Consider the following 14,643-nt stretch of genomic DNA (forward strand, 5'->3'; position numbering starts at 1 on the left):
TTTTTTAATTAAACACACCCATTTTTATATTGCTAACCGAACTTACTGATCGATGTGCAGGATTGAAACATTGTTCATGCCCAAAAAGTTTAGACCTACCTTTCAGCAGATACTAATAGGTATCCCTAACGATCTGGCGCAGCATATTCAGGTTGGCATGTGCCTCTCCCATCGTATTATTGAAATAAACGAATACCTTTTTGCCTTCTGAAAGCCACTCGGTCACATAACTTGCATACTCGTACAGTACGTCGTCTGCATAACTTCCCCTGTAGTTTCCTCCCGGACCATGAAACCTGAGGTAGATAAAACCGGGATGGCTTTCCCTTACCGGAGAACTGGCAGGCGACTTATCATGTATCACCATACCAAGCCCAAACTCTTCCAAAAGTTCATACACCTCATCTATATATAAAGAAGGATGCCGAAATTCCAAAGCGATCTTCCATTCAAAAAAAGGATCATGAGTTCTAAGCACCGACATGAGAAAGCGCAACTGCGCAAAATGAGCAATCCTGATGCTCGGGGGGAACTGCACCAAAAGACAGGCCTTTTTATCCTCCACATGCGAAATAACTGAAAAGAATCTGGATACAATCTCGGGATCAAAGGCCAGGTCCTTATTGTGGGTCACCTCCTTAAAAAGCTTAAAAGTGAACCGAAATTTCTCAGGCACATCAGCCGCCCATTTTTTCATCGTGGAAGCCTGCGGTATTTTATAAAAGGAAGAATTGATCTCGATAGAATCCATCAGCGATGCGTAATAGCACAGCCTGCTCTTCTCCTGAAATTCTTTGGGGTAGTGCAATTTATTGGGAACGGGCAACAACAGCCCGCTGGTACCCGAGTAATAGTTTTCAAAAGCGATGTCCATATGAACTAAACAAGTCGAATAGAAAAATTGTTGAACGGCCAGATCAGAAGAAAGGCCGCGCTAGGCATTGATCTAAAAATACCTAAAAACAAAAAAAACAGCTTTTTTCAGAACTGCTTTGAAACTCTGGCTCAGTAGCGGTGAGTAATTCGAAACATTTTGTGGAGGAATTAATTGAAATCGTGATTTTCGAAAATTTTAGAAGAGTACTGATTTAATTAGCGCATTCAAATATGGTTAAACTACATAAAAAATTCCTTAAACATTAGAAAAAAGAACAGCAAGTCTCAACAAAATGAGGCAATTGTGTTTTGAACTAAGTCAATTGAAAGAACGTCTGAAATCCAGGGGCGAGACACTGGTTTTAAGCTTAAAAAGTTTACTAAAGGATTGCGGGTGCTCAAAACCTAATTCATAGGCAATCTCGTTTATTGAAGCCGGAGTTGTCGATAACTGTTCTTTCGCTTTTTCGATCAGATGGTTGTGGATGTGCTGTTGTGCATTTTGTCCCGTATGTAACCGCAGCATATCACTTAAATAACTGGAGCTGACGTTTAATTGCGAGGAGAGAAATTGTACAGTAGGAAGCCCCTGCTTTTGGGGATTTGCCGACCGGAAGTAAACCTGTAAAATGTCTTCTACCTTTTGAAGGAGATCGCTGCTTACTGCTCTACGGGTGATGAATTGCCTGCTGTAGAATCGATTTGAATAATTTAGCAGTAGTTCTATCTGGGAGATAACAACGTCCTGACTGAAGTTATCGATCTTGCTTTTCAATTCTTCTTCGATACTTTGAAAAACAGAAATAATTGTGATTTTTTCTTTTTCAGATAAGTGCAGCGCTTCATGGATAGCATAGGAAAAAAATCCATATTCTTTGATCTTCCTGGCGAGCTCGTAGCCAAGTAAAAGATCTGGATGGAAAAGTAACGTATAACCAGACTGATCGCTTAAAGGTGCATGTTGTCCTGTGATCTGGTTAGGTGAAACAAAAAACATTCCCCCCTCATCAAAATCATAGTAATGCTGCCCATATTTGAACTTTCCCTGAAAGTTCATCTTATAGGAGATTTTGTAAAAACTTAAAATATGCGGACTGGGAAGCCTTTCCAGTGGAATAGTTCCCTCAGCATTATTTATTAAACTTACCAACGGATGCATAGGTGCCGGCATATCCAGCGCCATATGCAATCTTGATAAAGAATCAAATCTGTGGTTAGATAGCTCATTCTTCATACTGCCTGATTTATAACTTACTTTCAATGCTGCCCAGCGCACCTGCCCCGTTAAGAGCTTTCTTTGCATCTTCCCAACTTGTATTGTTCGGATCGAATGCACTACGAATATAGGCAAGAATGCTTTCACATACAAAAGCAACGCGCTCTGGATTTTCATCGCTTGTTTCACGGGCATCATATCCTGATATGCCACCAAAGATGTGTTCTGCGCCAAATACCGTCAACAGATCTTTTGGACCAGAGCTTTGATAGTATGCATCTGCACGCCAGTTGTCCACATCAGAGAACATGGGGTTTACGTCCTTGTCCCCGTTCACAATAAGTGCCGGCAAGGTCATAGTGCTGAAATTGCCGGCAGCCAATACCGGATAAAGCTGCCTGGCGGCTCCGTTAAATCCTTCTGGCCCGCCAGACGCACCAATGAGCACGCGAGCTTTTAATCTTGGCTCTGCCGCATTAACAATCTTACCTGTTGCAGGATCAGTTACTTCCATGCCAGAAAGCATCGCTACTGTTTGCCCGCCCATCGAATGGCCAACTACGGCAACTCTTGCCTTATCAACCCTTTCTGTTAACCCTGGTACTGTAGAAAGTATTTCCTCCAAGTGATCAAGAATAAACTTCATGTCCGCTGGCCTCGAACTCCAAAACAAGGGTGCTTCGGGAAGGGACGGGGAAAGCCCGAGTGCTTTGGAATTTTGATGGGTAGGTTGGATAACTACAAATCCTTTATCCGCAAAAAAATCTGCCATAGGTCCATACCCTTTGTACGATGAAAGAAAGTTAGAAGGTCCATGCCCATGGGAAATAAGAATCACGGGCAGGTTGTTTCCGCTGGCGGGAGCAGAAACTTTCATTTCAAGGTCTACGTAACGGCCCGCAACTGGTAATACAACCGGACTAAAACTGATAATTGGTGTTTTTGACTGTTTCATTTTTTAATGATTTAAAATTTGATATAGTACAAAGGTCAACAACCATGGATTCCCTGACGTAGTCAAATCGAAGCATTTCGTAGCCAATTCAGGGAAAAGGGTTATTAATCGCCTGGTTAGGAATTATAGACGCTTAGGCTGTATCAAAAAGGCAGCCTCTTTCGGGTCAATGTCGCTACGTATTTCAAAACATTTCATTAACAAACTGATGGAAATAGGCTGCTTTTTTTGAAAATTTTAGAAAAAAACAAGCCAGTTTATGTTCATAAATTTTGCTAACCTAACACCGATAACAAAAGATATGACTTTCTAAACAAAGCAAATTGACACGCCAAACAAAATTCACCTTTAATCAACCTCCTACATTTGTCTTATCACATTTAATCAAAACAAAATGGAAAAGAACAACTATCAAGGCGCGTTACAACACCCATTGGGTTCAGGTTTTAGCGCTAGCTCAACTGCAACAGAAGTCATCAAAGGAATAGATCTTACAGGTATGATCGCCATCGTCACCGGTGGTAATGCTGGCATCGGTCTTGAGACCACAAAAGTACTGGCCGCAGCAGGTGCAACCGTAATTGTACCGGCAAGAGACATCGAAAAGGCAAGGAAAAACCTCCAAGATATTACAAACGTGGAAATTGAGACAATGGATCTTGGCAAGCCCGAAACCATAGATGCGTTCGCCGATAAATTTCTGGCATCAGGCAGACCACTGCATATACTCATCAACAATGCTGGGATCATGTGGGTGCCGTTACAAAGGGACAGCCGTGGTTTCGAATCCCAGCTATCCACCAATTACTTTGGACAGTTTCACCTGGTGGCAAGATTATGGCCAGCGCTAAAAAATGCCAATGGCGCACGTGTTGTAAATGTTTCCTCTCTTGGACACCACATGGCGCCCTTTAATTTCGAAGATCCAAACTTCCAGCATAGGGAATACCAAACACTTATTGGATACGGACAATCAAAAACAGCGAGCAATCTATTTGCATTAGAACTTGATAATCGCGCAAAAGCGCATCAGGTAAGAGCATACTCCCTGCACCCCGGATCAATCGCCGGAACAGAACTGGCCAGGGATGCTGATATGGAACTGTTCAAACAGATGGGCTTTTTTGATGAAACTGGGAACATACGTCCGGACATCCTGGCCAGCCTGAAAAACATTCCACAGGGTGCGGCAACATCCGTTTGGGCTGCTACCAGTCCGCTGCTCAATAACATCGGCGGCGTGTACTGCGAAGATACGGATATCGCCGAACTGATACCGGAAGATCCCGCCATACAGACAGTTGCTAAACCGCATCAAAGTGGCGTAATGGAATATTCGCTGGACGAAAACAGTGCTAAAAAACTGTGGAATCTGACCGAGGAAATGACCGGTATAAAATTTAACCTGAACTAAGCCGTGAAAAACTTAAAAGGAAAAAACCGCCAAGATTACTGGCGTTAACAGCGGTATAGGCTATGCCACTGCCAAACAGCTAAAAGCAAACGGCGCACAGTTGATCATCACCAGCAAGTAGAGCGGCCTTGAATGTGGTCATGAAAATCACGGCACAGAAACTTTACGGACGTAAGATCAGGGTCAATGCCGTTGGCCCTGGTCATGTGGAAGATCATGAATAAGATCGGGTTGAACCAATCCCTTGAAGAGTAAATGATCAGTACCATTCCATTGTCTGGGTTTGGTAAAGCGGAAGAAGTGGCCAAACTGATTGCCTTCCTAGCCAGTAGTTAGACCACTTTCATCACAGGTTCTGAGTACCTGATCGACGGCGGCCAGTGTATCTAATGGAATCTAATCAAAAACCAATAACTTTATCACAATGGAACATATCTCTAAATATCTGACAAATGACATCAAGCTCTCCAGCTACGAAGACAAACTGTTCAAATCCGACCTGATGTTTGATGATCACATGCTGGTATGGTTTATTTCCGGGGAAACAAAAATCATACAGGCAGAATCTACCTTCAGTTTCAAAACAGGCGATATTTTTCTGATCCCAAGGAACGAACTTGCCACGATCATCAACTATCCGAAAAACGGATTGCCACATAAGACCGTGGTCATGCATCTGTCCACAGAAAGATTGAAGAAATTCTATGAAAAAACCGAGCCTAAAAAGAAAACACCTCCCCTGCAGAAAATATATCGGTTCAGTAACCACCCGCTTTTGGAAAGTTGCCTGGCATCACTAATACCCTATTTTGATATAAAAAGTGAATTCCCAGAAAGTCTGGCCAACCTTAAAATCGAAGAGGCCATCAATATTCTAAGGCTGATTGAACCTAGCGTAGATAGCGTCCTGGCCAATTTTGATGTACCCGGCAAGATCGATCTGATTGATTTTATGCAGCGCAACTTTATGTTCAACATGTCTCTGGAAAAATTGGGCTATCTAACAGGCCGTAGCCTATCAACCTTTAACAGGGACTTCAAGAAGCTGTTCCACACTACTCCCCAAAAATGGTTAACCGACAAAAGATTGGAGCTGGCTTATTACCATCTGGTTGAAAAAAAGAAAAAGCCGACGGAAATTTATCTGGAGGTCGGTTTTGAAGACCTTTCTCATTTTTCATTTATTTTCAAAAAGAAATATGGTGTTTCACCTAATCAGCTTCTCATAAAAAGTTATTGATTGAGTTCATCAAAAATTCCAAATCAATGACTGGACTCAAACTTAAAAATAACTTGAGCAAAGAGGTTAGGTAGAAGGCATGTGAAATGAAAATAGTAAAAAACAAAGCTATCTGTTTTTTTATCCTACTCCACAAAAAATCCCCTTAAACAAAAAAAGCAGCTCTTTTCAGAACTGCTTTTAAAACTCGGGGTCAGTAACGGTGCGTAATTCGAACCATTTTGTAGACGAATTGATGGAAATAGGCGGTTTTTCAAAAATTTTAGAGGAAAGCAATCAATAATATATTGTTACCTTTTCAAAAGTTCAAATAGTTCAATATTCATGTATAGTATTCCTTTCAGATTTTTTGATTTTAGAATTCCAATTTTCTAACCCACTTAAATATTTTGAAGCGTTACTCTTAATATCTTGAGTCTATCTACTAGAACTTCTCTTTTACAGTAGGGTTTTTCGAAAAGTAGTTCTAGTAGTAACAACGCGCTCCGGAAGGCAATTGTACCAGCCAATCCCAAAATCTTATCTCACAACCTAATCTTCGACTTTATGCCAGGGAACTATTTCTTCATTTCCACCTACAAACATATTTGATGAGATCCGGCTGACGTATTTACCACAGTATTAAAGAGTTTTAAAAGTAATAGTTCAAGATAACATATACCAACATCTTTGATATGATGTATAGCCAAAGAAGGTGCTTTGCAAATTTAATTCGCTTAGTATGGTTCGCGTTTGTAATCGAGTTACGGATAAAAGTAAACAGTTCAGGAAAATCCCGAAATTTGATCTCCTCAGTGCGCAATTGTTTTCAACTGTTTTATTTATCAGGAATATCTAGCGGAATATTTCCGTCCTGTATCAGAATTCTGATTTCCTCTGCAGTATTGGTTGCCTTTCCTTGAGCCGCTGTGTACAGGTTGCGCTGCTCGATCATCTGCCAGTTGAACAGTAACTCAAAAGCATTTTGCGGCAATACAATAGCTCCTTGCTAAATCCTATTGTTGTTCGCTTCAACATACCAGTGCAACAGGCAATCAACGCATTCCTGACTGTCCGAATCCTTCATTAGGCTTATAAACGCGTGCCACATCGCATTAATCCCATTATGCCCAGCTTGTGGTAACCACTAGCCTACAGACTTATACCGGTCAACATGTCTTGAAGAGAAATCGGTCCAGGAAGCAGTGGACCAGCCCAGCCTTGTATTAAACGGGGAAAAGTTCATCTTCCATTTAAGAAGGTGAAAACAAACCGATAGCTTATATCATTTTTTGCATATCCTCAACTCCAATTTTAGAGTTTTTGAGTTGTAATACACCAGTAATGGACAAAGCATATCCACCAGTTTGCTCAAGATCCTGCTTGATTTCACCATAATTTTAAACCTTGTCTATCTTGACCAACTAGGCTGTATTTTCGAAGATTAACCTATTTTCCCTTACCCAGCCACTTGCATGGACCGGAATACACAGAAAGTCTCTCAAATTTGGCAGTTCGAAATGAATTCGATTAGTATGCTCCTGATTGTGAGTGATTAGAAATGGAGAGTTTATCGTGCCGGAGACACCATCACCATTCATTTTGGGTAAAAAGCGTAACCAGCTTTATATTAAGACCTGGTATGTTGATTTCATTAATTATTCTTCGATCCACTAGACCCTTAATTAATTCCCTATTCCGGCCTCCAACTAAAAAAGATCTCGCCATCAATATTAATGGGTATTTAATCAGAAACAATTTCAAATATCCCTTTGAAGATCGTTATCAGCTCATTTATTCCAGTAACAAATGAGGGCTTAAGTATTGTTGGAAGTTCACCCAGCCTCTTTTGAAATTCGGTCGAGATCTAAGTAATAAGTTTTTGTGCCCTCTACAGCAATTAAAATACGAGCAACGATATTAAATAAGTCCTCTTAAAATGGCTTTGTTTTTTTGTACTAAAACTCTCCTTTGGCATGATGTATATTACATCTTTAGCAATTGATCAAGTACATTATTATCATCCATTAGACTGCCAAGATCAGGCGCAACATTGTCAATAAGTTTTACATTTTTGTCAATCAATACATGATGAGGAATACTAGACACGTTATAAGCCTGACAAACAGGATTTTTTGTCCACCCTTTCGCTAAAAGATTTATGCCATTTAATTTTAAACTTTTGAGTTTTTTTTGCCAAGACTGTTCATCTGCATCCACGCAGATATTTATAAAAACAACGTCATTATATTTTTGATGTATCTTTTCTGCATATTGATTGATTTCGTTGATGCAGGGATTACAGTAGATACCCCAAAAACCAATATAAACAACCTTACCTTTAAAATCACTTAACGATACGTTTTTTCCATCAGTATTCTTAAGTGTAAAAACCGGAGCCTGCGTTCCCGAACGTAAACGCTGTATTTTATCATGGAAACGTTCAAGGGTATCGCGATATGATCTGGAAAGAATATCATCTTTAAATTTTTGATATGCTTTCTCAGAATTTTCGTAACCATAATCAGAATAGCCTGTAATGATCGAATTGGTGAGGTACCAATCCATGATAATGTTTGAAAGATACAAACCCGAGAGCCCGGCATAGCCATTGCCCAGGGTAAAGTTATACTCTTTATTTGCCGGCCCTTGGTTAGCAAGACTAACCTCACTGAAGGGGTTATTGGACCGAACTTGATTTTCGATATAGCTCCTGTAGTTTGGCGAAAAAGCAAAAACATTTTCATTGAGCAGATCTTCCCTACAGCCATATTTTAATGCGGCATCGTTCAGGCTATCAAGATTTAGCCTATACTGCTTAAACTGGTTTGCATTTTTATTCCTTTCCTGTGCATTGATCTTTTCAACAAACCTCAGCAAAAAGAAATAGTATTGATCTGCAAGCACCTTGGCTACGTATTTACTTTTGGGGTTCTGGTTAATCACTGAACAGTATTTATTGAATAAGGCCTGCACCTGCTGCATTTTTTCATCACCTGCTATTTCCCTGTTCTGTACAATTTTAAACATATCCAGAGTTTTGGACCAATATGATTGGTACAGTTTTAAAACAAGATCTATTTCATCCTGACGAGAGGGTACTGATGAAACTGCAGTTATCCGAAAGGTTTCATTAAACTTCGCCGCATCCCAGTTGATGATTAATGTATCGCCGGGAACAGCGAAAACCGGTATCCCCTGATGGTTTAGCGAAAGATATAGATCCTGCGGAGCAGAAATGGCTATTTCCTTAATAAAATTGCCATTCTTATCAATGGGCACACCTACCAGATGTTTTGCTTTTATAAAATCAGTAATTAAAAATTCCCAAAAATCTCCGTCGGCATTTTTAACATTTCCTTTTATCACAAAACCTTTTGGCTCATCAGCCTGTGCAGCGGATTTTCCCTGATTTATTAAAGTTGCGGTAAGTATAAAGCTTAAAAAAAACCTGATCAGATGGAGTCTCATAAATTGATGTATAAATAGCTAAATATATAAAAGAAAAATGATTTACCAGAGAAAAATCATTGATTTTTTCATATTTTAGAACAAAAAAATAACGCTCCAATGAATAGATCAGACATAACAGAAACAATTAATTCCCTTTTCAACGAAAAATACCAAACCGGCAAAAACCTGCTTATTTATGGGCTGTGCATGTGTGGTTTGTTGATATTACTGGTATTCTGCTGGACTTATAAGCTGTCTGATTTTCCGGGTTTACATGGTGATGAAGCGTGGAGTGGCCTCAAGGCGTATTATTATCTTTATGTTGGTATAGATAAAGTTCACGGCATGAATAATTACACGGGAATACTTCAGCCATTGAGCACTCTTATCAGTTTCAAACTCTTCGGGATTAATGTTGTTTCGCTGAGGATATGTGGAATTTTCTTCAATCTGGCCGGCCTGGTTATTTTATTAGCCACATTTTGGAAAATTTCGGGGAGTAGTGCAATCAGTTTTCTGCTCATCATGTTACAATCTGCCTTATTGATCAGTGCACCACGTATTGCCTGGGAAGTAAATACATTTACCCTATTTTTTATTTCGATTATGGCGGCATCTGTTTTCAGTATTGCCAGGCATCCAGAGAAAAAGAACAGGCTTGCGATCTGGCTATTTCTAATCTTTAGTTTATTGGGATCATATAACCATATCCTTTTTTCATGTATTTCTCTTGCGGGTACAATAGCCCTAATTTTTGTATCGGTAGTGAATAAAAAAATAACCTACAAAAAAGAACTTTTTCTTTTTCTAAGCAGTATTTTTAACCAGTCGTTTCTTTTTATCGGCATGTACTACTTTTCAGAAAACCGTATATCCGGTATAATCGGGGCTTTTTTTTTCCCAATTATCATTTACCTGCAAACAGCGTTTATACTGAAATTCAGCATTAAAGAAATAAATTTCCCTTTCCCTGATTTCCGCTACTTAAAACATTTCTTTCTTATTACCGCCGGAGCCAGCTTTGTTATATTCCACGGACATTCTTTTTTTGATGTTTTAACCGGTTACAGGGTTATCGCTTACCTTTATGCCATAGATACCAGTTATTTCTTAAGGATCGGACTATCCTTCTGCGGTTGCTTTATGGCAGCGGGCATCATTTATTTTTTATATCTAGATATCTTTAAATCAGGCCGTTACCCTGCGTTGGCCTATACAATAGTTGTTTATGCAGCCCTGCTGCCCCTATATACCCAAAGCACCTCTTACCGTTATTACCTAGCCATTTATATTTTAATCGCTATATATATGGCCTGCCACCTTTCTAAGCACCCTGGCAGGCAGATTTTATTTTGGCCGGTACTGTTTGTTTCCGGAATGCTGTTAAATATAGCAATATTTAAAAGCTTTGATTTAAACAGGCCCCATCTAGCCACCGTAGAAATCCCTGTTGGACAGGGACAGAAAGAACAATCTGCACATTTTTATTCTAAAGCACCAATTATAGATTTTCTGATAAAAAACAGGATTGGCAGGATTAACTATCCCAAAGACCGTTACTTTATCGAACAGCCAATTTTATTCTACCACCTGATCGCACCCTGGCAAGCATTCCCTTCCAGGCAGATGAAGATCGAATTGGATCCCTCGGGAAACAACAAGGGGTTTAAATTGATTTATGAACATTAGGTTTAGCCAATTTTAGATGTGCAAGTTTTTTTCTTTCTTTAAAGGTTAAAAAGAAATTTGCCGCGAAATTCCAAAAAAAGACTACGAAAACCGCCAAAGCTTTGCTATAGTAAAACTGGATATCCAGGTGCGTAAACAACATAATGCAAAAACTATTCAAAACCAATCCTAAAACTGCAATCGAGAAAAAACTGATAAATTGTGGAATGATATTTTTGTTTGCACTTTCAAAAGTCCATATCCGGTTAAGAAAATAATTGCTGGTTGCAGCTACAATAAAGCCAATTGCGCTGGATAGATAGGGATTGACAAAAAATGTATCCTTAAGAACATAGGTAACCGAAAAATCGAGTAGAAGACCTGAAAAGCCTACTGTGCCAAAGCGGATCATTTTGATGATAAAAAAGTGGTTCTTAGATTTTGATTTCATTTCTAATTAGATTAGGGATAAAACTTATTTTCGTAAAGCACTAAAGTGCAGTCTGCATCTGGACCAGGATAATAGATTTTCCATTTTTCAATCCATGGAGGAACACCAGAGGCTACCTGTTTAAATTTTTTCAGTTTTAACAGATCCTTGCAGATACTTAAGTCTAGGTTGTAGGTATTTGTGCAGAACAGAACGGTTCTTCCCCTGTTCTCAAAATTTAAATCCTCCATCTGGCATATATCTGTGAGCACCTGAAATTTTACATTGCCACGTCCGTAAAACTTTTCGGGAACGTCCAGGGGATCGTATGGGTTATTGCGATAATTAAAATAAATGGTTAATGGCTTATTCTGATAATATTTTTCTATAAAGGCGGTTAATTCCTGCCTGCCGGGGCCTGCAGGTTTAAATGTGCACAGGAGCAGCATTAATATGTTTATTCCAACCAAAAGGAAACCAAAAAGATAGAAAACCATTCGGGCCAGCTTTAAACGTGGAAGACTTTCTGTTACAGATTGTATCAGGGCCGTAACCATAAAAGGCACCAAACTTATTATGGGAAAGAGAAATCTTCCCTCCTTATGCTCTATTATACAATGTACAAGCAAAAAGGGAATTAAAACAAACGAAAAAATATGGTATTTAGCAGAACAGATAGTATAAATAAGTGCAGCTAAAATAACGAAACCTAAGGGATAGGACGCACTCCTGAATACATAAGTAAAATAATAATACCATGGAGCAATTCCGAAAGCCGCAGCAACTTTTTTTACAATGTTGTAATAATAGTATTGATAAGGCGTGAAAACCACTTCGCCATAAAACCAGCAATCGATCATAAACCCGATCAATAAAACAGCGAGGCCAGTTCCAATAAGCATTATCAAACATTTTCTGTGTGTTTTTTCTATAAAAATAAGATAACCTATAAGGCCTACCGAAAGCAGGGCGGTTTGGAAACGGCACAGAAACGATATTGCCAAAAAAAAACCGATAAGCAGATAATCGGTATTGGTTTTAAGTTTTGGGTTAATAGAAACCGATAATGCTGCCAAAAAGAAAATCCCTGCAAAAATCTCTGAAGAAAAATGCACATTAATAAAAGGTATAAACCAGAACATGTAGGATATACCGATATAAAACAGGTGCATATTTGCTTTAAAATAATGACTACTTGCACCAATAAAGAAATAAACCGACGTAAAATAGCAGGCGCCGGTAATCAGCCTAAGGATAAGGGCCAATGTATAGGGCGAACTAACACCTGCATATTTTAACCCTCCAAATAATAAGTAAACCAAAGTAGGTTGAAACGTGGATCTGATTTTGGCAGCGTACTCCCACGCAAGATCTTCGGGCCTGGTTTTTCCCAACTTTAAAAGTGCAAACTCTATAATCTGATAGTGTTCATCAAAATGATAGTAGCCGGTGCTTTTAAATGCGGCGATTATAAAACAAACCGCCGATACAAAGTAAACAAACCATTTAAGTCTTTGGTTAATCATATTTTCCATTATGTTCAGTTTAATTTTTCCTTAATAGATTTGAGGTAAGCCCTTGTTTTGGTTTCTGCATATCGCTCCGGGAAAAACACCTGGTTTAATTTTGATTGGCCATCTGCAATAAACATGAACGGAAAACCGAGTTTCTTAAGCTCATTTCCGGCTAACAAATCACTATCAAGCCGGTATATTTTCCCTTCAAACCCAAATTTTTCCCTGAAAATCCGGATGTTTTTGACATTTGATGGTATATCGCACAAAAGCATAACTTTTTTTTTATTTATACCCGAGCTACGGATCATCCTGAGTACCGTATCGGTACAGATAGAGCATTCCATTTCTGAAAACCGCAGAACAAGAATGGGGCTATCTTTAGCTATTTCGTCGAGTTTTGCCGGCTCTTTTTTCTCTACATCGAAAATCTTCACCCCCTTCTTTATTTCCTGGCCCTCATATTTGTTTCTCAGCCCTTCTTTGTACCTGATCACAGTTTCAATTGCTGCGCGATCTTTCTCGCTGGCATCTTTTAATGGATCAGCTACCCTTTTCTCCTGTTTTTGGGCACAGGCAGAAATAAGCAATATTAACCCAAGTAATAACTTATTCATAAAAGCTTTCTTTAATATTTGCAGATATTAAAATGGGGTTCGAATCTACTTTTGTATTTTTGATGATATCCATCATTACCTGATTTTTTGGCCTTTTTGATAAATCGGCAAGTTTAGCCGGATCATTTCTCCTCAGAACATCATAAAGATCATGCAACATGGCCGGATCAATACTGTACACCATCTGATCGCCGTTAACACCAACCGGAACCGGATTTAAAGCATTAAAGAATAAATCATCAACGATGGTAAAATAAGACCTTACCTTTTTCTTACGCTTATCGTAGTAAGAAGACACAAAACCGTTCAAGCCGGAGCCGAAATTGAAGAAAGTTGTGGCATTTTGCCAGCTTACTACCCTGCCATAAATGTAATGCTCATCACGCTCCATCTGCCCGGTTGCAATCTGTTGTTTTAATCCGTTTGGCACCTTATATTTACCATAATCCATCACAAACTGTGGTGATATTTTTTTATTGCTGATTTTAAAGGTTGTATCGTTAAAATAATCGGTGTAATAAACCTCTTCGTTGCGCTGTTGCATGTAAAACCATGGAGACCAGCTATTCTTAAGGTCTTTTTCTTCGAGTTTAAAGTTTTTACTTGTAATTTTTAGGGTGGTATCAACCGTGATGAGATTATACATTAAATCGTTGTTCCATGCGGTATTTCCGGTCGAAAAAATAAGGTCTCCGTTATGCAGGCAGGCAATATTTTTCCCAAATACATCATAACGTTTCTCTTTGATAAAAGCGCCGTCTTTATTGTAATACAATATCTTTCTGCCATCATATACCAGAAGATTTCCGTTCTGATTATCTACCGTAATATCGTATAAGCCCTGAAATTCGCGTGGGGCTTTTCCCTTATCCGATAATTTGAATACAAGTTTTCCCTTAAGATCGTAGCAAAAAACACTTTCGGATAACTTTTTATCCAGCACGTATAAGCGATCGGTACTGTATATTACCTTATCGGCCTTACCCAAAAGCTGTGAATTATCGAGGTAGGTTACCGCCGAGATATCCAGAAGTTCGGAGGCCCTTGCACTTTTCTTTTCCAAATCGACATGGATAATCTCCGGCGAAGCGGCCTTATCATCAACAAGCTGGTTTTTTACAAGTGCATTATTGAGGTTACTTCTCTTGTTTATTTTCGACATATCGGAGCACGATGTACCCAATAAGGCTGCAAAGCCTAAAATCGTCAGTAAAAATCTGTTGTTCATATTATATTTTTATTGGTAAAACAGCGGAGAGCAAAAGCTCTCCGTTGTTAATG

12 protein-coding genes are annotated in these 14,643 nt (G+C 39.1%); 3 read left to right on the forward strand and 9 right to left on the reverse strand.

Annotation, left to right across the window (positions count from 1 at the left end; all coding sequences use genetic code 11):
- Window positions 1–112 precede the first annotated feature (112 nt).
- From DV942_RS03445 to DV942_RS03455, 3 genes are all read right to left on the reverse strand, one after another.
- The gene (locus DV942_RS03445) at window positions 113–874 is read right to left on the reverse strand and encodes a DUF72 domain-containing protein (protein WP_145855302.1); all 762 of its coding nucleotides are present in this window, start codon (window positions 872–874) and stop codon (window positions 113–115) included.
- Window positions 875–1,195: 321 nt separating this feature from the next.
- A complete protein-coding gene (locus DV942_RS03450; protein ID WP_342354901.1) occupies window positions 1,196–2,179 on the reverse strand; it encodes a helix-turn-helix domain-containing protein in 984 nt (327 codons plus the stop codon).
- Window positions 2,121–3,047, reverse strand: a complete 927-nt coding sequence (locus tag DV942_RS03455) for an alpha/beta hydrolase family protein (RefSeq protein ID WP_145855305.1) — start codon at window positions 3,045–3,047, stop codon at window positions 2,121–2,123. The genes DV942_RS03450 and DV942_RS03455 overlap by 59 nt, the downstream gene beginning before the upstream one ends.
- 394 nt (window positions 3,048–3,441) lie before the next feature.
- Between DV942_RS03455 and DV942_RS03460 the strand changes: the two genes are divergently transcribed.
- Together DV942_RS03460 and DV942_RS03465 are read left to right on the forward strand one after the other, a co-directional pair.
- Window positions 3,442–4,461, forward strand: coding sequence for an SDR family NAD(P)-dependent oxidoreductase (locus DV942_RS03460; RefSeq protein WP_145855308.1), 1,020 nt, complete (start codon window positions 3,442–3,444; stop codon window positions 4,459–4,461).
- Between the two features lie 424 nt (window positions 4,462–4,885).
- Window positions 4,886–5,701: a helix-turn-helix domain-containing protein gene (locus tag DV942_RS03465; RefSeq protein ID WP_145855310.1), complete on the forward strand. Its 816-nt coding sequence runs from the start codon at window positions 4,886–4,888 to the stop codon at window positions 5,699–5,701.
- A gap of 817 nt (window positions 5,702–6,518) precedes the next feature.
- On the opposite strand, the gene DV942_RS23400 is transcribed toward DV942_RS03465, so the two are convergent.
- Window positions 6,519–6,674, reverse strand: a complete 156-nt coding sequence (locus DV942_RS23400) for a hypothetical protein (protein WP_186462412.1) — start codon at window positions 6,672–6,674, stop codon at window positions 6,519–6,521.
- Between the two features lie 992 nt (window positions 6,675–7,666).
- On the reverse strand, window positions 7,667–9,151 hold the full coding sequence (locus tag DV942_RS03470; RefSeq protein WP_145855312.1) for a TlpA family protein disulfide reductase: 1,485 nt from the start codon (window positions 9,149–9,151) through the stop codon (window positions 7,667–7,669).
- Window positions 9,152–9,250: 99 nt separating this feature from the next.
- Between DV942_RS03470 and DV942_RS03475 the strand changes: the two genes are divergently transcribed.
- Window positions 9,251–10,822 (forward strand): hypothetical protein, encoded by a 1,572-nt coding sequence (locus DV942_RS03475; RefSeq protein ID WP_145855313.1) that lies wholly within the window; start codon window positions 9,251–9,253, stop codon window positions 10,820–10,822.
- Here DV942_RS03475 and DV942_RS03480 read toward each other — a convergent pair.
- The 4 genes from DV942_RS03480 to DV942_RS03495 are packed head-to-tail and all read right to left on the reverse strand — an operon-like array spanning window position 10,800 to window position 14,590.
- Entirely contained in the window at window positions 10,800–11,252 is a 453-nt protein-coding gene (locus tag DV942_RS03480) for a GtrA family protein (protein ID WP_090985419.1), read from the reverse strand. The two genes, DV942_RS03475 and DV942_RS03480, sit on opposite strands and share 23 nt — an antisense overlap.
- A gap of 11 nt (window positions 11,253–11,263) precedes the next feature.
- Window positions 11,264–12,766 carry a glycosyltransferase family protein gene (locus DV942_RS03485; protein ID WP_145855315.1) on the reverse strand — a complete coding sequence of 501 codons (1,503 nt, stop codon included), beginning with the start codon at window positions 12,764–12,766 and terminating at the stop codon, window positions 11,264–11,266.
- A gap of 5 nt (window positions 12,767–12,771) precedes the next feature.
- Window positions 12,772–13,362, reverse strand: coding sequence for a hypothetical protein (locus DV942_RS03490; protein WP_090985415.1), 591 nt, complete (start codon window positions 13,360–13,362; stop codon window positions 12,772–12,774).
- Entirely contained in the window at window positions 13,355–14,590 is a 1,236-nt protein-coding gene (locus DV942_RS03495) for a 6-bladed beta-propeller (RefSeq protein ID WP_090985413.1), read from the reverse strand. Before DV942_RS03495 ends, DV942_RS03490 begins: the two co-directional genes overlap by 8 nt.
- Between the last annotated feature and the right edge of the window lie 53 nt (window positions 14,591–14,643).

The sequence above is a fragment of the Pedobacter suwonensis genome (genome assembly GCF_007833675.1).
Classification (GTDB): Bacteria; Bacteroidota; Bacteroidia; order Sphingobacteriales; family Sphingobacteriaceae; genus Pedobacter; species Pedobacter suwonensis.

What these genes read in the sequence shown, in the direction of transcription:
- DV942_RS03490 (WP_090985415.1), bottom strand. Translation starts at nt 13,362, where the DNA reads ATGAATAAGTTATTACTTGGGTTAATATTGCTTATTTCTGCCTGTGCC.
- DV942_RS03465 (WP_145855310.1), top strand. Translation starts at nt 4,886, where the DNA reads ATGGAACATATCTCTAAATATCTGACAAATGACATCAAGCTCTCCAGC.
- DV942_RS03470 (WP_145855312.1), bottom strand. Translation starts at nt 9,151, where the DNA reads ATGAGACTCCATCTGATCAGGTTTTTTTTAAGCTTTATACTTACCGCA.
- DV942_RS03475 (WP_145855313.1), top strand. Translation starts at nt 9,251, where the DNA reads ATGAATAGATCAGACATAACAGAAACAATTAATTCCCTTTTCAACGAA.
- DV942_RS03460 (WP_145855308.1), top strand. Translation starts at nt 3,442, where the DNA reads ATGGAAAAGAACAACTATCAAGGCGCGTTACAACACCCATTGGGTTCA.
- DV942_RS03480 (WP_090985419.1), bottom strand. Translation starts at nt 11,252, where the DNA reads ATGAAATCAAAATCTAAGAACCACTTTTTTATCATCAAAATGATCCGC.
- DV942_RS03495 (WP_090985413.1), bottom strand. Translation starts at nt 14,590, where the DNA reads ATGAACAACAGATTTTTACTGACGATTTTAGGCTTTGCAGCCTTATTG.
- DV942_RS03450 (WP_342354901.1), bottom strand. Translation starts at nt 2,179, where the DNA reads ATGCAAAGAAAGCTCTTAACGGGGCAGGTGCGCTGGGCAGCATTGAAA.
- DV942_RS03445 (WP_145855302.1), bottom strand. Translation starts at nt 874, where the DNA reads ATGGACATCGCTTTTGAAAACTATTACTCGGGTACCAGCGGGCTGTTG.
- DV942_RS03455 (WP_145855305.1), bottom strand. Translation starts at nt 3,047, where the DNA reads ATGAAACAGTCAAAAACACCAATTATCAGTTTTAGTCCGGTTGTATTA.
- DV942_RS03485 (WP_145855315.1), bottom strand. Translation starts at nt 12,766, where the DNA reads ATGGAAAATATGATTAACCAAAGACTTAAATGGTTTGTTTACTTTGTA.